This window comes from Actinotignum vesiculae, from assembly GCF_051267215.1.
GTDB classification, from domain to species: Bacteria; Actinomycetota; Actinomycetes; order Actinomycetales; family Actinomycetaceae; genus Actinotignum; species Actinotignum schaalii.
On the sequence record NZ_JBOZGG010000009.1, the window covers coordinates 14,271 to 32,841 of the forward strand.

General features: G+C 62.2%; 20 protein-coding genes and 1 tRNA gene. 2 read left to right on the top strand and 19 right to left on the bottom strand.

Going from position 1 to position 18,571, the window contains the following annotated elements; genetic code table 11:
- Nucleotides 1-56: 56 nt before the first annotated feature.
- Nucleotides 57-1,472: a GTP-binding protein gene (locus tag ACRQHG_RS05915; protein WP_435719770.1), complete on the bottom strand. Its 1,416-nt coding sequence runs from the start codon at nucleotides 1,470-1,472 to the stop codon at nucleotides 57-59.
- A 20-nt stretch (nucleotides 1,473-1,492) separates the two neighbouring features.
- Nucleotides 1,493-3,037: a GTPase domain-containing protein gene (locus tag ACRQHG_RS05920; protein WP_435719771.1), complete on the bottom strand. Its 1,545-nt coding sequence runs from the start codon at nucleotides 3,035-3,037 to the stop codon at nucleotides 1,493-1,495.
- Between the two features lie 166 nt (nucleotides 3,038-3,203).
- Here ACRQHG_RS05920 and ACRQHG_RS05925 point away from each other — a divergent pair.
- A tRNA-Arg gene (locus ACRQHG_RS05925) sits at nucleotides 3,204-3,276 on the top strand.
- Between the two features lie 121 nt (nucleotides 3,277-3,397).
- Nucleotides 3,398-4,114 (top strand): oligoribonuclease, encoded by a 717-nt coding sequence (gene orn, locus ACRQHG_RS05930; RefSeq protein ID WP_435719772.1) that lies wholly within the window; start codon nucleotides 3,398-3,400, stop codon nucleotides 4,112-4,114.
- Here orn and ACRQHG_RS05935 read toward each other — a convergent pair whose 3' ends face one another.
- The 17 genes from ACRQHG_RS05935 to ACRQHG_RS06015 all read right to left on the bottom strand — a co-directional run bounded on the left by ACRQHG_RS05935 (nucleotide 4,115) and on the right by ACRQHG_RS06015 (nucleotide 18,570).
- Nucleotides 4,115-5,380, bottom strand: a complete 1,266-nt coding sequence (locus ACRQHG_RS05935; protein ID WP_435719773.1) for a ferrochelatase — start codon at nucleotides 5,378-5,380, stop codon at nucleotides 4,115-4,117.
- Nucleotides 5,381-5,437: 57 nt separating this feature from the next.
- Nucleotides 5,438-6,166 carry a hydrogen peroxide-dependent heme synthase gene (hemQ, locus tag ACRQHG_RS05940; protein WP_435719774.1) on the bottom strand — a complete coding sequence of 243 codons (729 nt, stop codon included), beginning with the start codon at nucleotides 6,164-6,166 and terminating at the stop codon, nucleotides 5,438-5,440.
- Nucleotides 6,167-6,461: 295 nt separating this feature from the next.
- Nucleotides 6,462-7,637: a hydroxymethylglutaryl-CoA synthase gene (locus ACRQHG_RS05945; protein WP_435719775.1), complete on the bottom strand. Its 1,176-nt coding sequence runs from the start codon at nucleotides 7,635-7,637 to the stop codon at nucleotides 6,462-6,464.
- The gene (locus ACRQHG_RS05950) at nucleotides 7,638-8,804 is read right to left on the bottom strand and encodes a hydroxymethylglutaryl-coenzyme A reductase family protein (protein ID WP_435719776.1); all 1,167 of its coding nucleotides are present in this window, start codon (nucleotides 8,802-8,804) and stop codon (nucleotides 7,638-7,640) included. It lies immediately after the preceding gene.
- A 5-nt stretch (nucleotides 8,805-8,809) separates the two neighbouring features.
- Nucleotides 8,810-9,766 carry an amino acid ABC transporter ATP-binding protein gene (locus ACRQHG_RS05955; protein ID WP_435719777.1) on the bottom strand — a complete coding sequence of 319 codons (957 nt, stop codon included), beginning with the start codon at nucleotides 9,764-9,766 and terminating at the stop codon, nucleotides 8,810-8,812.
- A complete protein-coding gene (locus tag ACRQHG_RS05960; RefSeq protein ID WP_435710807.1) occupies nucleotides 9,763-10,560 on the bottom strand; it encodes an amino acid ABC transporter permease in 798 nt (265 codons plus the stop codon). The genes ACRQHG_RS05955 and ACRQHG_RS05960 overlap by 4 nt, the downstream gene beginning before the upstream one ends.
- Entirely contained in the window at nucleotides 10,544-11,203 is a 660-nt protein-coding gene (locus ACRQHG_RS05965; protein ID WP_435710805.1) for an amino acid ABC transporter permease, read from the bottom strand. Before ACRQHG_RS05965 ends, ACRQHG_RS05960 begins: the two co-directional genes overlap by 17 nt.
- Nucleotides 11,204-11,405: 202 nt before the next feature.
- A complete protein-coding gene (locus ACRQHG_RS05970; protein WP_435710803.1) occupies nucleotides 11,406-12,326 on the bottom strand; it encodes a transporter substrate-binding domain-containing protein in 921 nt (306 codons plus the stop codon).
- Nucleotides 12,327-12,736: 410 nt separating this feature from the next.
- Entirely contained in the window at nucleotides 12,737-13,093 is a 357-nt protein-coding gene (locus tag ACRQHG_RS05975; RefSeq protein WP_435719778.1) for a HigA family addiction module antitoxin, read from the bottom strand.
- 32 nt (nucleotides 13,094-13,125) lie between these two features.
- Complete coding sequence (locus ACRQHG_RS05980) at nucleotides 13,126-13,461, bottom strand: helix-turn-helix domain-containing protein (RefSeq protein ID WP_435719779.1); 336 nt, start codon at nucleotides 13,459-13,461, stop codon at nucleotides 13,126-13,128.
- A gap of 146 nt (nucleotides 13,462-13,607) precedes the next feature.
- Nucleotides 13,608-14,684, bottom strand: a complete 1,077-nt coding sequence (locus ACRQHG_RS05985; protein ID WP_435719780.1) for a DUF8462 domain-containing protein — start codon at nucleotides 14,682-14,684, stop codon at nucleotides 13,608-13,610.
- Nucleotides 14,685-14,786: 102 nt separating this feature from the next.
- Entirely contained in the window at nucleotides 14,787-15,128 is a 342-nt protein-coding gene (locus ACRQHG_RS05990) for a helix-turn-helix domain-containing protein (protein ID WP_435710796.1), read from the bottom strand.
- Between the two features lie 108 nt (nucleotides 15,129-15,236).
- Nucleotides 15,237-15,518, bottom strand: a complete 282-nt coding sequence (locus tag ACRQHG_RS05995; protein ID WP_435710794.1) for a hypothetical protein — start codon at nucleotides 15,516-15,518, stop codon at nucleotides 15,237-15,239.
- Between the two features lie 4 nt (nucleotides 15,519-15,522).
- A complete protein-coding gene (locus ACRQHG_RS06000; protein WP_435710792.1) occupies nucleotides 15,523-15,846 on the bottom strand; it encodes a hypothetical protein in 324 nt (107 codons plus the stop codon).
- 4 nt (nucleotides 15,847-15,850) lie between these two features.
- A complete protein-coding gene (locus ACRQHG_RS06005) occupies nucleotides 15,851-16,150 on the bottom strand; it encodes a hypothetical protein (RefSeq protein ID WP_435710791.1) in 300 nt (99 codons plus the stop codon).
- A 171-nt stretch (nucleotides 16,151-16,321) separates the two neighbouring features.
- The gene (fni, locus tag ACRQHG_RS06010) at nucleotides 16,322-17,470 is read right to left on the bottom strand and encodes a type 2 isopentenyl-diphosphate Delta-isomerase (protein ID WP_435719781.1); all 1,149 of its coding nucleotides are present in this window, start codon (nucleotides 17,468-17,470) and stop codon (nucleotides 16,322-16,324) included.
- Nucleotides 17,467-18,570 (bottom strand): phosphomevalonate kinase, encoded by a 1,104-nt coding sequence (locus ACRQHG_RS06015; RefSeq protein WP_435719782.1) that lies wholly within the window; start codon nucleotides 18,568-18,570, stop codon nucleotides 17,467-17,469. Before ACRQHG_RS06015 ends, fni begins: the two co-directional genes overlap by 4 nt.
- Nucleotide 18,571 lies beyond the last annotated feature (1 nt).

Genomic DNA, 18,571 nt, shown 5'->3' on the forward strand with positions numbered 1-18,571 from the left:
ATCGCTTGGACCATTAACATCCGTATTCTGTGAGCGCGTTTTCTCAAAGTTTCCGACTAATCCCCACGCACCACCTGGCGCACGCGCGCGTACTGGTCGAGCACCTCCCGCGCCGGAGCAACGCAGTGCTTCTCCACCACCGCGCCCAGCTCCTTATTCACCGCGCGCTGGTACGCCCGCGCCCGGGCAGCTGCGCTGCGGCGTCGTGCCCACCATCCCAGGGCGAAACCGCACAGCAACGCGAGCACCGCACCAAGAGCCGCCGCCCACCACGGCGCCACCGCCGCGACGCCCGCACCAACGCACGCCGCGGCAAGCAGCATCCCGGCGAGCACGCCACCCAGCAGGGCCCCGCGCCCACCGCCACGCACGGGAACGGCCCGCAAAGCCCCACCAATGGCGCGGCGCAGGGACGCAGCGTCGCTCACCCGCTCATCCACCCGGCGCGCCCACAAACAGGGCAGGCCGCTCGTCGCGTGCGCGAGCCATGCTTCGCGGTGCGCGTCCACCACCGTGGCGGCGGGCTGCTCAGGCGGCGCCACGGCGCGGGCATGCCAGCCCACCCCAGCAATCGCCTCGGCCACCGCCGGCACCCCGGAGGCCACCGACAGCCCGCGCGCGATCTCCTCGGCCTTCTCCGCCTCCAAATGCACCGGTGCAGCCTCGAGGCCCTCGCCCAGGCGCGCTCCGATCTCGTCAAGATATGCGGCGGTGGTTTCCAGCGCGGCATTCGTGAGCCCGGCCGCCTTCTCCAGGGCGTCGCGCAGCGGCTCCAGCCCGCGCCGTCGCAGCGCCGAGACCGGGAAAATCGGGACGCTATCGGCAATGCCGTCCGCCCGCAGCAGCTTGCGGATATCCGCGGTGATGGCCTCCGTGCCGCCCTCCGGGAGGGTATCGATCTGGTTGAGGACCACGATCATGCGGTCGGCACGTTCGCGCATCGCCGCGATATAGGAATCGTGAATGAGGTGATCGGCGTATTTTTGCGGGTCGAGCACCCACACCAGCACGTCCACGAGCGGCAAAATCCGATTGACGAGCGCCGAATTGCCCAGGCTCACCGAATCGTGATCGGGCAGGTCAAGGAGCACCAGGGAATCAAGATCACGCTTGGAGGTATTGAGCAGCGAATTATGGGAAATGGTACGCTCCGTTTTCACGCCGAGAGCCTCCAGCACGGGGCGGGCCGCCGGAGACCACACGCAGGCCGTGATATCCATGGTGGTGGGCCGCACGTCCCCCGCGTCCGCGAAATTGAGCTCGGTGAGCGCATTGAACAGCGTGGACTTCCCCGACCCGGTGCCGCCCGCGAGCGCCGCCACCGTCAGGCCGAGCCCCGCCTCCAGGCGCCCGGAAATCTCCTTCAGTTCCCGTTCGGCCCGCTGCAGCACATACGGATCGAACAGATCTTTTCCTTGAGCGACGACGCCGCGCAGCTGCTCCAAGCGCGCGGTCACGGTGGCTGTGTCCATGAGCTTCTTCCCTTCCTCCACTAGAACCTGTCTTTAAATTCGACGGCGCGCAGCCGGAGCGTGCGCCCCGAGCCGAGCTCGACATCCCCGAGCTGGCTGAGGAATACCTCCGTAACTTCGGTGAGGGCACCGTCGAGGAGCCGGGCGAGTTCTTCGCGGGCCTCGCGTACCGCCCCGGCCCGGTAGAGTCCTTCGGCCAGGGGGCGCGCCCCGTTCACTCCCCCTGCTGCGGCCCCGAGTACCGCGGCCATCCCGGCGGTGCCGAACCAGCGGTTAGGCGGGGCGGCGGTGGCGGCGCCCTTGAGGTAGCTCATCCAGGCGGAGAAGGCGCGGAAGCGGATGGCGTCCAGGTCGAGGGCGGTGCGGGCCTGCGCTGCGAGTTCGCGGGTGTCAATGACCCCGCCAGCCCAGGAGGTGAGAATTGCCTCGGCGACCTCGCTGAGCTGCTGGGTGAGGGTGACATCCGCGGCAGTGCGCACCGCTTCGAAGACGGTGGTCATGGCGGCATCGCGGGCCCCGGTGCGCCCGCGCGCGCCCAGGCCGGGGGTAGCGGCCGGGTTGATGCCGGCCAGCGGCCCGCCGCTCGATGCTGCGGAAAGCCAGGCGGTGGTGGGGGCTCCGGCTCCGAAGCGGCCGCTGAGGGCGGCTTTGCGCAGGGCCTCGCACGGGGCGGTGGCGGATTGCTCCACCACGGAGCGCAGGTGTTCCACGGCTTCGGCCTGCATTTCCACCGCGGCGGCGATGTGTTCCAGGCGTTCGCCCATATGTGGGAACATGGCGGCATCCGCGCGGGTGATGAGCGCCTGACCGAAGCCGGTTTCGGACATGGATTCGAGCCACTGGCGCAGTTCGGCCACGCTGGCGGGGGGAAGGAGTCCGGCGGTGGGGCCGTTATCGGCCACGATGAGGAGCGGGGAGTCGCCCAGCCCGGAGCTTTCCATACGGCGCGCCAGGTCCGCGCGCACCGTAGGCGTGGCGCTGGCCGGGACCCGGTTGAGTACCACCGCGGTGGTCACCCCGCGCCCGTGTGCATCGGTGAGCACCGACCAGGCGGTGGCATCCCCGTAGCGGGACGCGGTGGTCACAAAAATCCACAGGTCCGCGCTATTGAGGAGGGTGCGGGCCAGGGCGCGGTTATCGGCATCCACGGAATCAAGATCGGGGGCGTCTACCAGCACCAGCCCGGGAATTGCCCCGGTGCTTTCGCGTACCTCGGCCAGGGTGGTGAGCACGTGGCCGTCCAGGAGCGGGGCGTCATCCGGGTGTACGGCGATCACCGGGGTGCGGGTGGTGGGGCGCAGCACCGAGGCGGCGGAGAGTTCTTCCCCGAAAAGCGAATTGAAGAGGGTGGATTTCCCGGCGCCCGAGGAGCCGCCGAGCACCACCACCGCCGGGGTGGCTTCCCGTTCCATCCGCGGGAGCACCCGGTTTTTTAGCTGGGTGATGAGCTGGGTGCGCTCGGCTTCGATATCGCGCGAGCCGGGTAGGGCAAGGGGGAAGCGCGCTTTATTGAGCGCGTCGATAGTGCGAGCGATGAGACGAGGAACATCACGATATTGAGCCACCCCTCTATTGTTCACTATTTTGACGCGGGCGCGTAGTTTTAACCGCGCCGCCGATTCGGGTACATTAAGAGCGCCGCTTCTGCGCAACGTGATCGTTCTTTCCGCACCGTGATAGTTCATTGCGTATTGTGAAAGTTCGTTACATATTGTGCCGGGCGCGCGCCAGGCCCCTGTAGCTCAGTGGATAGAGCACCGGACTTCTAATCCGTTGGTCGAAGGTTCGAATCCTTTCGGGGGCGCTCGTGAATTGAGCCGCTCTGTAGCGGAGTGACGGCCTGCCAGCTGGCGGCGTCGTCGTACCATCCCTTCCCCACGCGGACCGCACGCGCCCGCCCGCGCGCGTGTGCTTAGAATGGAGGGGTGAGTTACCACGATCTGAACGATCCGATTGTCTGGATCGATTGCGAAATGACAGGCTTGGATCCCCGCGTTGATGAGCTGGTGGAAATTTCCGTTGTTGTGACGGACGGTGACCTCCAGCCGGTGGACGCGGGCATCGATATTATTATTAAGCCCTCCGATGCGGCGGTCGCGCAGATGAATGATTTTGTGCGCGATATGCATACCTCGTCCGGTCTTATTAACGAATGGGAGACCGGGGTGAACGTGGCCGAGGCGCAGCGCCAGGTGCTTGCTTATCTCAAGGAGCGGGTGCCGGAAGGCAAGGCGCCGCTGGGCGGTAATTCGGTGGGTACCGATAAGACGTTCCTCATCGAATACATGCCTGAGCTGGTCGATTACCTCCACTATCGCATTATTGACGTCTCCTCCATTAAGGAGCTGACGAAGCGCTGGTACCCGAAGGCGTATTTTGTGTCGCCGGAGAAGTTCGGGCACCACCGGGCGCTCGGTGACATTTACGATTCCATCGACGAGCTGCGCTATTACCGCGCGGTGCTCTTCCCGGAAAGCGTGGAGACCGAGGCCGCCCAGCAGGCTGCCCGCAGCGTGGAAGGCGAAACGAAGCGGCTGGCGGCGGGCGGTGCGGGCGATGCCGGCGAAACCGGCGATAGCAGTGCTACCGGGGCCGCGCCGCAGAACGAAACCGGCACCAGCACCGCCGCAGCCACCGAATAATTACGCGTCCACGCCTTCCCCGATGAAGCCGCCAATGGCGCGCAGCTCGGGCAGGTGCGGATTCCGGCACGAATGCGCCGGGCACAGATCGAACCACGGGCCCATCTCAGTGAGGTGGGCCCGCTGCGCGCGCGGGCGCCCCTCCAGGCGCTCCTCCACCAGATCAGCCAGCCCGGCCACGAACGCCGGATGCTCTTCCGGGGTGGATACCCGCGCGAAAGCCAGGCCGCATTGCTGCGCCGTAGCCCTGGCCTCATTATCGAGGTCCCACAGCACTTCCATATGATCGGAAACAAAACCGATAGGAACGACGACGACGGCCCGCCGCCCGCGCCCCGGCAGCGTTTCGATAACATCATTAATATCCGGTTCCAGCCACGGAATATGCGGCGGGCCGGAACGCGACTGGAAGACCATCTGCCAGCTCAGGCGGGCCCCCACCTGCTCCTCCACCGCGGCGCGGATAGCATCGCGTACCGCTTCGTGCTGGCGTAGGTAGAGCCCGCCGCCCAGCTCGGGCGGGCCGGAGAGCTCATTGGCGCGGTTGGGAATGGAATGCGTGGTGAAGAGGACTTCGATCTCCTCAGCGGCAAAACCGCGTTCCCGCATCTGGGTGTAGGCAGCCGCCAGGCCATCAATAAAGGGCACCACGAAACCGGGGTGATCGAAGAATTCCCGCAGTTTATCCACCCGCATATCCTCGGGGATCTGCGCGTATTCGAGCGCGTCCGCGAAATCCTCCCGGTATTGGCGGCAGGAGGAATATCCCGAATACGCCGAGGTCGGCACCGCCAGCAGGGTGCGGTGGCCATCCTCGTACGCCTCGCGCACCACTTCCCAAATATAGGGTTCCCAATTGCGGTTGCCCCAGTAGACGGGAATATTGTGGCCGCGCCGGGCGAGCTCACTTTCCAGGCGGGCACGCAGCGCCGCGTTTTGCCCGTTGATCGGCGAGCTGCCCCCGTTGAGGCGGTAGTGCACCGCCACTTCTTCGAGGCGGTCATCGGGGATGCCGCGCCCGGCCGTGACGTTGCGCAGGAAGGGAAGCACGTCCTCCTGGCCGTTGGGCCCGCCGAAAGAGGCGAGCACGATGGCATCGTAGGCGGTCGGTTCGCTCACCCAATGCTCCCCGCGCGCGGCGGCATGCTGCACCGCGGGGCTTCCCGCAAGAATATGCTCGCCCGGGGCGCGGGTGATGCGCGTGGCACGCGGAGCTTTCCGTTCGGCCACCAGGGCGGCGCTGGTCTGTTGGCTTTGGTAGTCCATGAATCTCCTGTGTAAGCGCTGCTTATCCGTGAACACCGTTTACGGCGTAAGCACCGTTTAGGCTTCGTAGCGCAGAATCTTGGCAAGCTCGCTAGTTTCGCACCGCCGCCCGAAGAAGAAGGGCGTTTCGTGCTTCATCCAGCGCCGCGCCTGGGTATAGCGCATGGCGCGCATGAGGTCCACAATCTGGGTGGGATCTTCAGCTTCAAAGGCGAGCATCCACTCGTAATTCGACATCCCAAAGCACGCCACCGTATTGGCGAGGATCCCCTCAAATTTCGAGGCTGCCATACCGTGTTCGCGCAGGTGGACGGCGCGTTCTTTGCCGTCCATGAGGTACCAATCGGCGTGCCGCACGAAGGGGTAGGTGCACAGCCAGGTCAGCGGCTTATCGCCCACCAGGAAGGCCGGCGCGTGCATGCGGTTGAATTCCGCAGCCACGTGCACACCGGGAACCTGCCAGGTCACATCGAGATTTTCGAACAGCGGCGTGGTGCGCAGATCACGCATGAAATCCTGGAGCGGGGCGAGGTCCTTCCCGTGCACCCACACCATGAGATCGGCATGCTCATGCAAATTGGACAGATCGTAGAAGCCCCGCAGGGTAACCTCCGGATGCGCGGCAATAACGCCATCGATGCGCGCCGTGGCATTCGAAAGATCCGCGGGGGCCGGGCTGCCGGCCGGGCGATGAACAACTGTGTAAATCGTGTATTCGGTATCAGGATGGTGGTCGCCGCCGGAGACGCTCCAGTTCGGTTCCACATCTGCGGGTCGTTGAGTCATGTTCCCCATCGTACTGTCTCCTAAGTCTTTCGTCACTTGACACGCGCAGAAAAACTGTATCAGATTTCGGAGACTGCCGATTTTCGCCCAGCGCGGCGCGGGTGGCTCCCCTCCAGTATCGCCGAGTTTCGATGCGAAAGACGATTATTTTGCGGGGCGCCGCACACGTGGGTGTCGCCATCTTGGTACGACGACGACGCCGCCCCGTTCCCACTCCCCCACCCGCAAGGAGTGTTCACGTGGCGCGCGGCTGCGCCCTGAGTTTGAGCGCCGGCTTTACCTCGGGTTTGGCGTATTAGTTCTCCCCGCGCGCCTCGTACTGGCGCACCCCGGAACTCACTCCGGCGAAGCGGAAGGGTGCGGTGGTCTGGGGCGGCGTCGAAAAATCAGCGGAGTCGGTGCGCAGGGCTCCGTGCAAAACGCGGTAGGTGGGGAAATCGATGGGTTCGCGCGCGGCCAGCATCGCGGCTACGCCTTCGGCATCCGCCTCGGTTTCCCGCAGTCGTTCGCGGTAGCCGGCCACCGGGATGCCGGTGAAGAATTCCGCCACCGCTCCCGAGCCGTAGGAGAAGAGCCCGATGGGAGTATCGGTCAGATCGGCCGGGTCGGTGCCGAGCAGGGAAAGGATGCCGATATATAGGGCAGCTGTGTAGGAATTACCAATCTGGCGCCCGTAGGCGAGGCCGCTTTCGATCACCTCATCGCCGCGTGGGTCGCCCGTATGGGCCATGAGGCGGGCGTGGGCTTTACGGGCCATTTTCCCGAAGGGCTGGTGGTGCACGAAACGAGCCAGTTGAGCTGCGGGAATGCCACCCTGGGCGAGGTAATCATCATAGGCCCCGGTGAGGGCATCCATATAGGCGTCCATGGAAAGGTGGCCGTCCACCAGCGGGGTGCTGGAATCATTCGGGCGCCAGAAGTCATTGATATCGGCGGTGTAAACGCCGCTCACCGCGGGGATGGTGAGGAGGCGTGGCTCCGCGCTCACCAGGAAAGCCACGGCGCCCGCCCCCTGAGTGGGTTCGCCAGCTCCGCCCGCCGCATACCGAGCAATATCCGCGGCGATCACCAGCACTTTTTCTTTCGGGTGGCGCGCCACAATACCGAGCGCGCTCTGTAGCGCAGCGGTCCCCCCGTAGCAGGCTTCCTTCATTTCCACGGTGCGCACATGGCGCGGCAACCCGAGCAGGGCGTGCAGGAAAACCCCGGCGGATTTCGATTGATCCACCCCGGATTCGGTGGCGAAGATGACGGTGCGGATTCCCTCCGTGCCGGTGGCGGCCAGCAGGCGCGCCCCGGCCTGGGCCCCCAGGGTGACAGCATCCTCATCGAGGGCCGGGATGCTCATATGTTCCTGGCCGAGCCCCACGTGATATTTACCCACGGGCACGTCCAGGGCTTCCGCCATATCCGCGAGCGGCAGGCAGTAATGCGAGGTGGCGCAGGCCAGTGCGTCAATGCCGATATTCACTTAGTCCTCCTCACCACGTGAGTGCTGTTGGCCGGCCGAGCCGCCGGGCTGCCCTGCCGGAACACCGTTCACGGAAACACTGTTCACAGAAGCACTGTTGGCCGGCGCGGGCGCCCCGCCGCGTTCAAATTTACGGTGCGCGTGCATGAGCTCGCCCGGATTCGTTTGCGCGGCCAGCAAGGATAATTCCCCGCACAGCACGGTGGCGGCAATCATGGCTGCCAGGCGCCGGGAATTTTCCCCGGCCGGCCGGCTGCGATCCGCCAGGTCCATGCGCTCCATCACCGCTTCGATTCCGGGCAGGTCCTTGCCATTGCCCACCGTCCCCACGATGAGATGCGGGAGGGTGCAAGACACATAAAGCCCGCCTTCGCGTTCTTCCACGTGGGTAAAGCCCTGGGAGCCTTCCACGATATTCGCGGCGTCCTGCCCGGTGGCCAGGTAGACCGCCAGCAGCATATTGGCGTAGTGGGCATTGGCCGACCGCACCGCCCCGGCGAGCGTGGAGCCCACCCAGTTCTTGCGGTAATTCAATTCGGCAATCCGGTGCGCATCACTGCGCAGCCGCCGGGCGATCACATCATCCGGAATAAAAATATCGGCGATGGTGCGCCGCCCGCGCCCCAGAATCCCATTGACGGCAGAGGGTTTCTTATCAATGCAGTAATTGCCGGAAATGGAGCCGTAGTCCAACTCCGGGCACACCGCTAATATCGCGCCCATGAGAGCTTCGGCGGCCTGGGTGGCCATATTGTGGCCCGAGGCATCCCCGGTGGAAAATTCGAAACGCACAAAAAGCAAATTTCCCACCACTTCGGGGTGGATATCCAGCAGGCGCGCGAAGCGCGACTGCCCGGCCACCACCCGCTCCCACTCGGAGCGCCGCGCCGCGATTTCGGTGACGGCGCAGAGAGCCGCCACGGCGTCGTCGGCAATAAAAAGCACGGAACGGGACATGCGCTCATCGGCCACGCACACGCGGATACCGCCCTCCACCATGCGCGAGACGTCCGCGCCGCGGTTGCACGAAGGCCACAGCGGCGTTTCGTATGTGGCGAGCGGGACTTCCACGGCGCCGCTGAGGACGGGGCCGGAGATGTGAATGGGGCCCACCCATTTGGTGGGGATGGGCGTGTGCGAGTCCGGGGTGATTCTCGAGTCAGTCACGCCGCTCAGTCTACCGGCTCAAAGGCGGGGGCCGGCGCGCGGCTCTCCCCCTCCGCCATCAGCGCACCGTCCTCCGGGCGTTCGAAAACGAAAGTGTTGAGGAAGGCGCGGGCGCGCTCCGAGGCGGGGCTGGTGAAGAAGCGCTCGGGGCTATCGATTTCCACGATTTTCCCGGCGTCCATAAAGACCACGCGGTCCGCGATCGCCCGCGCGAAATTCATTTCGTGGGTGACGAGCAGCATCGTCATCCCGCCGCCGGCCAGCTCGAGGACCACGTCGAGCACCTCGCGCACCATCTCCGGATCCAGCGAGGCGGTAATTTCATCCAGGAGCAGCACCTCCGGCTCCATCATGAGCGCGCGCACAATCGCCACCCGCTGCTTCTGCCCGCCGGAAAGCTGACTGGGGCGCGCATCGGCGCGGCTCGCCAGCCCGACGCGCTCCAGCAGCGCCAGGGCACGTTCGCGCGTGGGGCCGGCGGGCGCCTTGCGCACCACCCGCGGGGCCAGGAGCAGATTCTCGAGGACGGACAGGTGCGGGAACAGTTCGTAATTCTGGAAAACCATCCCGATGCGGGCACGCGCCGCGGTCCAGTCCGTGCCCGGTTCCGCGAGGTTCTGCTCACCGTACGAAATACTTCCGGATTGGATATCCTCCAGTCCGTTGATGGTGCGCAGTAGCGTAGATTTGCCGCATCCGGATGGGCCGACGACGACGACAACTTCGGAAGGCGCCACCTCAAGCGAGACACCTTGGAGGGCATGCACGCCATTCGGGTAGGTTTTATCAACGTCCACTAAACGCAGCGTTTGTGCATGCCCGGCCGCGCCACGCAAAGCGAGCGGGCTGGGGACAGATGCGGCGCCTAGGGCGCTCGGGCTGGGGGCGGATGCACCGCCTAGGGCGTGCGAGCCGGAGGCGAGTTCAGGGTCGAGGGGCTGGGAATATGCCGGGCTTGTCATAGTGCTAGTTTCCTTTCCAAGTGGCGTGAATAAGCGGAGATCGCGTAGCAGACCACGAAGTAAATGAGGAAGACCGCGCCGTAGATCCACAGGGCGGCATCCGGGTAGTCGAAGCGTTCCCGGTCGATAATCGACTGGGCAACTTTGAGGATTTCGATGACGCCGATGAGGGAGACGAGCGCCGTCGTTTTAATCATGCGGGTTGTGAGATTGACAGTGAGGGGAATGAGCTGGCGGATCGCCTGCGGGAGAATCACGTGGCGCTGGAGCTGACGGGTGGACAGCCCCAGCGCGCGGGCCGATTCGTATTGGTGGGCGGGGACGGCGGCAATGGCGCCGCGCACCAGGTCCCCCATCTCCGCCGTCCCCCACAGGGTGAAAACGATAATCGCGGCGAGCTCGCCGGACATATCGAGGTGGAAGGTGCGGGTGGAATCGAAGTAGACGATGAAGAGGAGCACCACCTGCGGGATGATGCGCAGCACCTCCACGTAGGCGCGGGTGAGGAAACGGACCAGGCGCGAGCGCGCGTCCATGACCAGGCCCAAGAGTGTTCCACATACAAGGGAAAGCGCCATCGCGATGAGGGCGATGCGCACCGAGACCCACAACCCTTGGAAAAGGAGGGAAAGATTCTCCGGGTCGACGAGTGGGCGCCAGCCTTCCCCGCCGCTCCGCGGAACGGTGGGCGCGGGTGCGGAGGTGAAGCGAGCGGGCAGGGACGCGAGCGCGCCGTGCGTCGTCGTAAAATACGAGGATACGGAAGCGAGGGTGGCGTTAGCGAACGGCAGCATAGCGGCGCATTCTCCCTTCCAGCCAGCGCGCCCCGAGGGCGATGGGGAGCAGAATAATCGTGTAGCACACCGTGAGGAGGAGTAGGGCTTCCTGCGTGGTGGATTGCAGGCCCATGTGTTCACGGGCGAGGTACATGAGGTCCGGAACGGCGACCACGTACACCACCGAGGTCTCCTTGATGAGGAAAATAATATTCGCGGTGAGTGCCGGCATCGCCACGGCGACGGCCTGCGGGAGCAGAACCCGGGTGAGGGCCTGGCGGCGGGTGAGTCCGAGGGCGAGGGCGGATTCGCGCTGGATGCGCGGCACCGATTCCAAGCCGGACCGGAAAGCTTCCGCCATATAGGAGCCGCCCAGGAAGGTCAGCCCGATAATCGCGCAACTTTCCCCGGTGAGGGTGAGGCCGATTTTCGGGAGGCCGAAATACAGGAAGAAAAGCTGGACAAGGAGCGGGGTATTGCGCGAGAGCTCGATGTAGATAGCTACGAGCTGGCGCGCGATAGGCACCCGGAAATGCGCGAGCGCCGCGCATACCCAGCCGAGGAGGAGGGAGGCAGCCACGCCAATGGCGCCGATGCGGAGCGTGACGAGCATGGCCTGCAGGTACAGGGGCCACGCTTCGCTCAGTACTGATAGATCCATGGAGTCTCCTCGCGTGAGGTTCACTCTCCCCCGGCGCGGGCCGCCCGGGCGGTTAACCGAGGCCGGGCGGCTTTTGTTGGGGCCGGGCGGATGTTCGCTACTTGCCAGGCGGATGGTTCGCAATGTTCGCGATCGGTTTAGTTCAACCGGACATCCGCTTCGCTAGAGCCGGGCGGCCCGCGCGTGTGGGAGGAGGGAACTTTTAGCGAGCCCCTCCCTCGATGACGAGTTCATCGGGAGAGATCGCGGTGCCGTAGACCGGGGCGAGGGTCTGCTCGAAGTCCTTGTGGAAGAAGTTTTCCTTGCCGAGGTCCACGAGGTTGTTATTGATCCAGTCGCGTAGCTCGGTATTGCCCTGCTGCACGGCGGCAGCGATGGTGGATTCTTCCCCGAAGGAGGCGATTCCGGTCACGAAATCCTTGTTTTGTTCGGTGAAGGCGAGGGCTTCGGTGTTATCCGTGATCCACACATCCCCGCGCCCGTCGGTGAGGGCATTGGTGGCCTCGGTGTACTGCTCGTACTTGGTTACCTTCCATTCCGGGTGGTTCGCGGTAATCCACGCATCCTGGCTGGTGCCCTTGACGATAATAATATTTTTATTCGCGAGCTCCGCTTCCGAACGCACCGGGTTCTTCGCGCTGGAGACGGCACCGAAGGACACCTTCATGTAGGGGTTGGCGAAGTCTACCTGCGCGGCGCGTTCAGGAGTCACCGTGAAGTTCGCGAGGATCACATCGACTTTGCCGGACTTGAGGAATTCCACGCGCGAGGAGGCATCCACCGGGACCCACTCGACCTTGACGCCCAGGTCTTTACCGAGGCGGTCACCGTAAACGATGTCGTAGCCTTCGTAGGTGTTTTTCCCGACCAGCGAGCCAAAAGGTGCCTTGTCCGCGAAGGTGCCGATGCGAATCGAGCCGGCTTCTTTGATCTGTTCAGGGGTGCGGGCCCCCACGGTGGCATTCCCCGCGCCGGCCTCGGAACCGGCGGCGGCCCCGGCGGAGTCACCCGAGCCGGATAGATCCGGGCTGGAGCACCCGGTAAGGGCCATGGTGAGCGCTGCCAGGGCGGACAGCCCGCCCAGGACGCGACGACGAATACGTGAGGTTTGTGCAATTGCCACGGTTCTTCCTTACTTGGTGTTGGGGTGACCGTGGATAATGCGGGATTTGGGAACGAGACGCAAGGCCGTGCCACCGCGGACATCGCATTATCCACATTTGTGTTAGTCCCCGGGAATTGAGCGCCGGGGTACCGCTTGTCCGCGCTGGCTTATCCGAAAATGCCCGGTCTTCAGTAGGAGGGCATCAAATTATTCGGGTTCCGCTGACGAACTAGCGACAGCAACACATGCAACACATGGGGCACATGCAGGTACGCACGCAGGCACCACGCATCGCGGTGTGCATCTGAGTGGTCCTGTTCGCCATGGGGTTTACGTTAGGCGCTCACCGCGCAGAAATCCAGTTGAGGAAAGAAGCACCCCTGTGGGACATCTCATACGGGGTGTGGGAGTGGGGTTATGAGGGCAGGTCACAGGTTAGGAGCGGTCTGGTTACGATCCCCTTCGACTGTAGATGCGCCGAAAGAGAGAGCGTCGAAGTCACGTTGAAGATTGAGCCAAAATTGCGGCGTGGTATCGAGCGCTTTCGCGAGTAGGGAAGCCATGGGGATGCTAATGGAGCGCTTACCGACAATGATCTCATCAATAGCGGCCTGCGATGCTCCGATGCTCTCAGCGAGACTGCGCGGGGTGAGCCCAAGCGGCTCAAGAAATTCTTCTTTCAGAATCTCGCCTGGGGTTGAAAGGTGCTGGTGAGTAGTAGCGAGTTCATCTAAGGTTCCCTCGAGGGGAATTCGACCCAAGCCGGGGCTGTCCTGTAGTCCCATTGCAGCATCCGCTCCTTGCTTTTCTGTTCTCATCACGGGGAAACCAAGCGCATCGCAGCAAAATAATCGAGTGCGGCAGTGTACATTTTTCCCATTGCAGCAGTGTCCTCACCCGGACGATCAGCTCGAACAAATTCGTTACCGAGAAGAGCACGACCGAAAATTGCGCGGGCACTAACATTCAACGCCGTTGCAGCCTTCATAATATCGGGTCCGTTGACTTCGCCAACGCCACATTCGATACGGGCTAAAGCTTCTAACGGAATACCGCTTTTTGTGCTCAGCTCTTCGCGGGTAAGATCCTGGTGGATACGGTACTTTTTCACCTGCTGACCTACTGCCAGGGTGTACTCATTTACCTGCTCCATCGTTGAGCTCCTTGTTGGTGTGGCGACTCCTGTCTCTAGGATATTGCAGACACCAACGCGCTGTACATAGTGCACAGCGCACTTTCTCCAGACCGGGAAACATGCTTATCACAGGAGGATTGATCCCTGCTGAACGCGAGGTGCGGTTACAGGAAATTCAGCGACTCGTGGTCCTTGAGCCACTCGCGCATATACGGGATAGCGAAATCAACCTTCCCGTAGCCCGCTTGAGTAATGACGCCAGCTTCAATCAAACGGGCTCGGTAGGTGCCCACGTAATTGCTGTCTTTACCTAGTCTTTCAGCAAGATCACGGACAGAAGACGCTCCGCTATCTTGGGCCATAGCAAGCAAAAAAGTCCTATCAACATCGGATAAGCCATCAAACTCCGGGCCGTGGACGGTGTTCCCCAGCCGACGCAGTGCTGCCGCCGCACCTTCTTTAGCGTGCTCGCACGTAATAGCAACACTATCCCGAGCCTGCTGCCATGTCTGGTAGCCAACGAGCTGAATCATATACGGGTATCCACGAGTCGCCTCCGCCATGAGCTCGATAGCCTCATCAGCAACCTCACGTTTGTTGCTATCGAAAACCTGCTTGAAAGAATCGGCGACGAGCTCTAATGAAACGTCCTTGAGCTGCATAGGAGTAGCTCTGCGGAGGAAAGTCAGGACCTTATCTTGGTGCAAAATGGACAAAACGGATGGCAGGCCAGCCATAACCAGCGCAATATCGCGATTTTCGCGGATCATATGCTGCATCGTTGTACCCAGGGTGCGAAGCTCTTCGATGCTGCCGGCCTGAGTTTCGTCAATCGTTATGAGCAGTCCTTTTCGGAAGAAGGGTTTTTCGAGTTCCCTCGTCAGGATTGTCCGAAAGTCCAGGGCCTGTCGAGCTTCGCTCAGCTCTACTGATAGGCCTCCGGGAAGACTGACCCCGGTTATTTGCCGGCGCTTGGAGACCAGCTGGTTGGCGATGCGCTCAATAAAACCGGCTTCGGCTGTTTCGTCGATTGTTTGCCAACCGTGGGCTCTTGCTTTGTCCCGAAACGCATTCAGGAGCGCCGTTTTCCCCACGCCCCTATTTCCTGTAACCAGCGATAGCCGGGCAGGAGCACCAGGACCATCAGCCAAGGAGTCCTCGAACTCTTGAATGAGGCTCTTCCGACCAACCAAAACAGGAGGTGTTGCGCCCGCCGTTGGCTTGAATGGATTACCCGCCATGTTTATCCACCTATCTCAGCCTTTACTACCTTTTACATCTTATACATCTTTTACTTCTTATACATCTTAGGAAGGCGAGTCATTGGCCCGAGTCGTGCAGATCTAACTTGCGCTTGACACCAGTTCAAGATCTGCAAAATAGCCGAGCGCGGCGTCCCGCATCTTCTCCACATCCGATTTGTCCATCCCGGAACAAGTGGCATAGCTGACCTTGTCACTGACATAAGCGAGCGAAAGAAGGCTTTCAATGCTCACGCCGAGAGCAACCGAGAGCTGATAAAGAACAGCTCCCTCAACATCACCCATCCCAGATTCAAGCTTCACTACGGCATCGAGCGGAAGCTGCGCCATTGCCGCAAGTGCTTCGCGCGTAAGTCCCTGGTGAGTGCGATATTTTTTAACCTGCTGGCCTACCGCGAGGGTGTAATCATTCATCAACTCCATCGTCGAACTCCTTGTTGATCTGGTGTCTCCCGGATCCAGAATATTACAACCGGTCATGCCACATAGGGGAGCCGGAGTACTTTCATCTCCAATTCACGTGGGCAACCGTTAAGGGCGGATAATCACCTTCCGGAACAAGTATTTAGTTCGCTTCATTGCCTTCAACCGCTCCGCAATAGGAGTATTCGGCCAATACCTAAATCTTACAACCTCTCCGGTTTGTTTATTCACAAGAAAACTTGGCCCGCCCTTCGACGCTACGCCCGTACCAACCATAGGGTCATAATATTCATCATCCTCACCCCATCCGTAAGAATAAATCTTGTAGGTAGGGTGAAGCTCATGTACGCATTCAGCCACGATACGCTCCGCTTCCTTTGCCGTAATCACTTCCCTAATCCTTCCTAAACAAGGTATTCCACATGCGATTGAAACGTCGCGGGCGAATAATCACCCTACGGAACAAGTATTTAGTTCGTTTCATTGCTTCCAATCGTGCAGCAATAGGAAGATTAGGTAGATAATGGAATTCCTCAACCTCGCCGGTCTGCTTGTTCACAAGAAACCGCGGTTCACCCTTCGCTATCCTGCCCCTTGATAACATCGGAATATAATATTCGTCATCTTCTGCCCACCCGCGAGAAGTAATTTTATCTTTCGGGTAAAACTCATGCAGACGCTTTGCCGCGAGATAAACTGCTTCCTTTGCCGTAATCACGATCTCATCCCTCCCGACCAGTTTGAGGGCGAATAATCACCTTAGGAACCAAGTGCTTAATACACTTCATTGCCTTCAACCGGGCCGCAACAGGGCTATCAGGCCAATATTGGAATTTCTCAACCTCACCGGTCTGTTTATCTACGAGAAAACTTGGCTGCCCCTTCGATATGCGGCCTTTGGACAGCATTGGAGCATAAAATTCGTCGTCTTCGCCCCATCCGCGAGAAGTAATCGTACATTTCGGGTAAAGCTCATGCATACGCTCAGCAGCGAGGCGTTCTGCTTCTTCTCCCGTAATCACCGCTCTCATCCTCCCCAAACAAGGTATTCCACACGGGATCCGTCGGCTCACAACCAGCCAAACCAAACGCCTAAATAGAACCGGGATCCGCACCGTTATTTTGCTCCACTATATCCGGATTCGGCCCCGGTGTGAGGAGTGATGAGCGATCAACTCTGTTTACCGCGCCATTTACGAGGCCACGTTATCTGCCACAGCCCCACGCCGCGCATACGCCTCAAGGTCGACGCCGCGCAGCCGGGCCCGTTCGGCCAGCTCCCCGGTGATGAGTACCTGGCATTCCCGCGCCGCACTGACCGTCTGCGCCCCGAGCAGCGCCAGCAGCGCGCGCACCTGATCCCGCCAGGAACGCAAACCTGCCACAGCAGCTTCCTCACCCTGAACCGCCAGCTCAAGGAATTGGCGTGCCACGCCGGCCGCACGCGCCCCCAAAATAAGCGAACGGACAACATCCAAAGGAGTGCGCACCCCGCCCGAGGCCAGCAGGTCAAGCCCGCTTCCAGCCTCCGCCTCAAGCAGGCACAGCGCAGCCGACTGTCCGAAGCCCGCTAAATACGAGTATTCACGCGCTTCCCGCCGAGAGTTTTCAATGCGGGCGAAATCCGTGCCGCCCACTCCCCCGACATCAACCACCTGCACCCCAAGATCCGCGAGCACACGCTGCGTTTCCCGCGAAATCCCGAATCCCACTTCTTTGACGATCACCGGCACGCCGGCCTGCTCCACGATTTCCTCCACCGAGGCGCGCCAACCGGAAAATTCCCGCTCGCCTTCCGGCATAACAATTTCTTGCCCGGCATTGAGATGCAGCTGGAGGGCATCCGCGCCCACAAGCTCAACCACGCGCCGAGCATCCGCACCGCTGCGCCCCACCCCAATATTGCCCATGACGAAACCGCGCGGATTTTCTTCCCGAATCACAGTAAAAGAGGAAGCCGTGGCCGGATCATCAAGGGCCACCGAGGCCGACCCACTCGCCATCGGCACGCCCACTTCCCGCGCCGCGATCGCCAGCACCCGGTTAATACGCCCGGTCGCTTCCGTCCCGCCGGTCATCCCGTTGATATAGAAAGGCACCGGCCACGTGAAGGGCCCGACCCGCGTGGACAAGTCCACCGCGGCGACGTCGCACGCGCCAAGCGCGTGATGAACCGGCGCGACGCAATCAAAATCATTACGGCGGATCTCCTGAGCCCGCGCGAGAGCCACATGCTCGTCCTTGCGCGCCGCCCGGGAAGTATCCTGCTGCGCACTGGCTCCATCGCCCATACCGCGCGAACCGCAAGCATCAGCCGCGCCGGCAGCATACACCGCGGTCATCCTTCCACCACCGCGAGATCCAGCGGTTCGACGCCGCCCGCGCGCCAACCCCGATACACTGCGTCTTTATCCACATCGCTTCCCACCAGGGCAATCCCGCAGTCACCCCCGCCAGCTCCGGATGATTTGGCAGCTCCCCCCAGCCCGGCGGCGACGTCGCATAAATAAGTCAGGCGCTCGGTTTCGATAGTGATACCCGAGCTGGCGCCCAGCTGGCGCAGGAGCCGGCGCGCGGCGGTGATCTCCGCGCCGATGCGGCCGCCGGTGCGCAATTGGGTAGCCAGGCGTTCCACCACGTCCTCGTATTCGTCCAGGAAACCGGGGAAGTAGGCGCCGCGCGAGCGGGCCTGCACCCCGGAAACCAGGTGCTCGGTGGAGGCGGGCAGGCCCGTCCAGCCCACCAGGAGTTCTTCACGGGCGGGAGCGGGCAGTGATTCCACCGTCCACGGATCCCAGGCCGGGGCACTCAGGGTCTCGGTCACGCTGTGATTACGCGCGTATTCGCTCAGGCCCGCGCGGTCCGGTGAACGGTAGTAGACCCAGCCGCGGTAGGTGGAAGCAGCAATATCCCCGCCCGAAGCCCGCGGGGCCCGCTCCAGAACGGACAGCAGCGCAACCTTGTAGCGTTCCTCCAGAGTGAGTTTAAGATCGTAAAAACGGTTGAGCACATCCACAATGGCCACCGTCACCGCGGCCGAGGAACCCAGACCGTATTTGCGGCCGTCCTCTTCCACCAAGCCGGAGGTGATATCGAGGTTGTAGTGGCGGGCTTCCAGGCCGCGTTCGCTGCGCAGCGCTTCCACGGTTCGAATGGCATTGGCGGCGTAATCGGAGCCAATATCGTCAAAAACGGGGAGCGCATTTTCGTGGCGCCAGTAGAGCGGTGCGAAACCGTTGCCGTGCGAACGCACCAGGCCAGAGCCTTCTGCCGGGGTAAGAACAACGTCGATAAAACGGTTCACCGCGATAAGGATTGCCGGCCGGCCGGCTTCCACCACGGCGTACTCCCCCGCGATGTAGAGCTTGCCCGGCGCATTGGCGTGGATGCGCGCGGGGGCTTGCTCTGTATCTGCTCCGCTCACGCTATCTACTTCGCTCACA

Coding starts and splice junctions, on each gene's coding strand:
- ACRQHG_RS05935 (WP_435719773.1), bottom strand. CDS start 5,380: ATGGACTACCAAAGCCAACAGACCAGCGCCGCCCTGGTGGCCGAACGG.
- ACRQHG_RS05980 (WP_435719779.1), bottom strand. CDS start 13,461: ATGGAGCAGGTAAATGAGTACACCCTGGCAGTAGGTCAGCAGGTGAAA.
- ACRQHG_RS05960 (WP_435710807.1), bottom strand. CDS start 10,560: ATGCTGCCGTTCGCTAACGCCACCCTCGCTTCCGTATCCTCGTATTTT.
- ACRQHG_RS05990 (WP_435710796.1), bottom strand. CDS start 15,128: ATGGAGTTGATGAATGATTACACCCTCGCGGTAGGCCAGCAGGTTAAA.
- ACRQHG_RS05985 (WP_435719780.1), bottom strand. CDS start 14,684: ATGGCGGGTAATCCATTCAAGCCAACGGCGGGCGCAACACCTCCTGTT.
- ACRQHG_RS05965 (WP_435710805.1), bottom strand. CDS start 11,203: ATGGATCTATCAGTACTGAGCGAAGCGTGGCCCCTGTACCTGCAGGCC.
- hemQ (WP_435719774.1), bottom strand. CDS start 6,166: ATGACTCAACGACCCGCAGATGTGGAACCGAACTGGAGCGTCTCCGGC.
- ACRQHG_RS05975 (WP_435719778.1), bottom strand. CDS start 13,093: ATGGGACTACAGGACAGCCCCGGCTTGGGTCGAATTCCCCTCGAGGGA.
- fni (WP_435719781.1), bottom strand. CDS start 17,470: ATGACCGCGGTGTATGCTGCCGGCGCGGCTGATGCTTGCGGTTCGCGC.
- ACRQHG_RS05915 (WP_435719770.1), bottom strand. CDS start 1,472: ATGGACACAGCCACCGTGACCGCGCGCTTGGAGCAGCTGCGCGGCGTC.
- ACRQHG_RS05955 (WP_435719777.1), bottom strand. CDS start 9,766: ATGACAAGCCCGGCATATTCCCAGCCCCTCGACCCTGAACTCGCCTCC.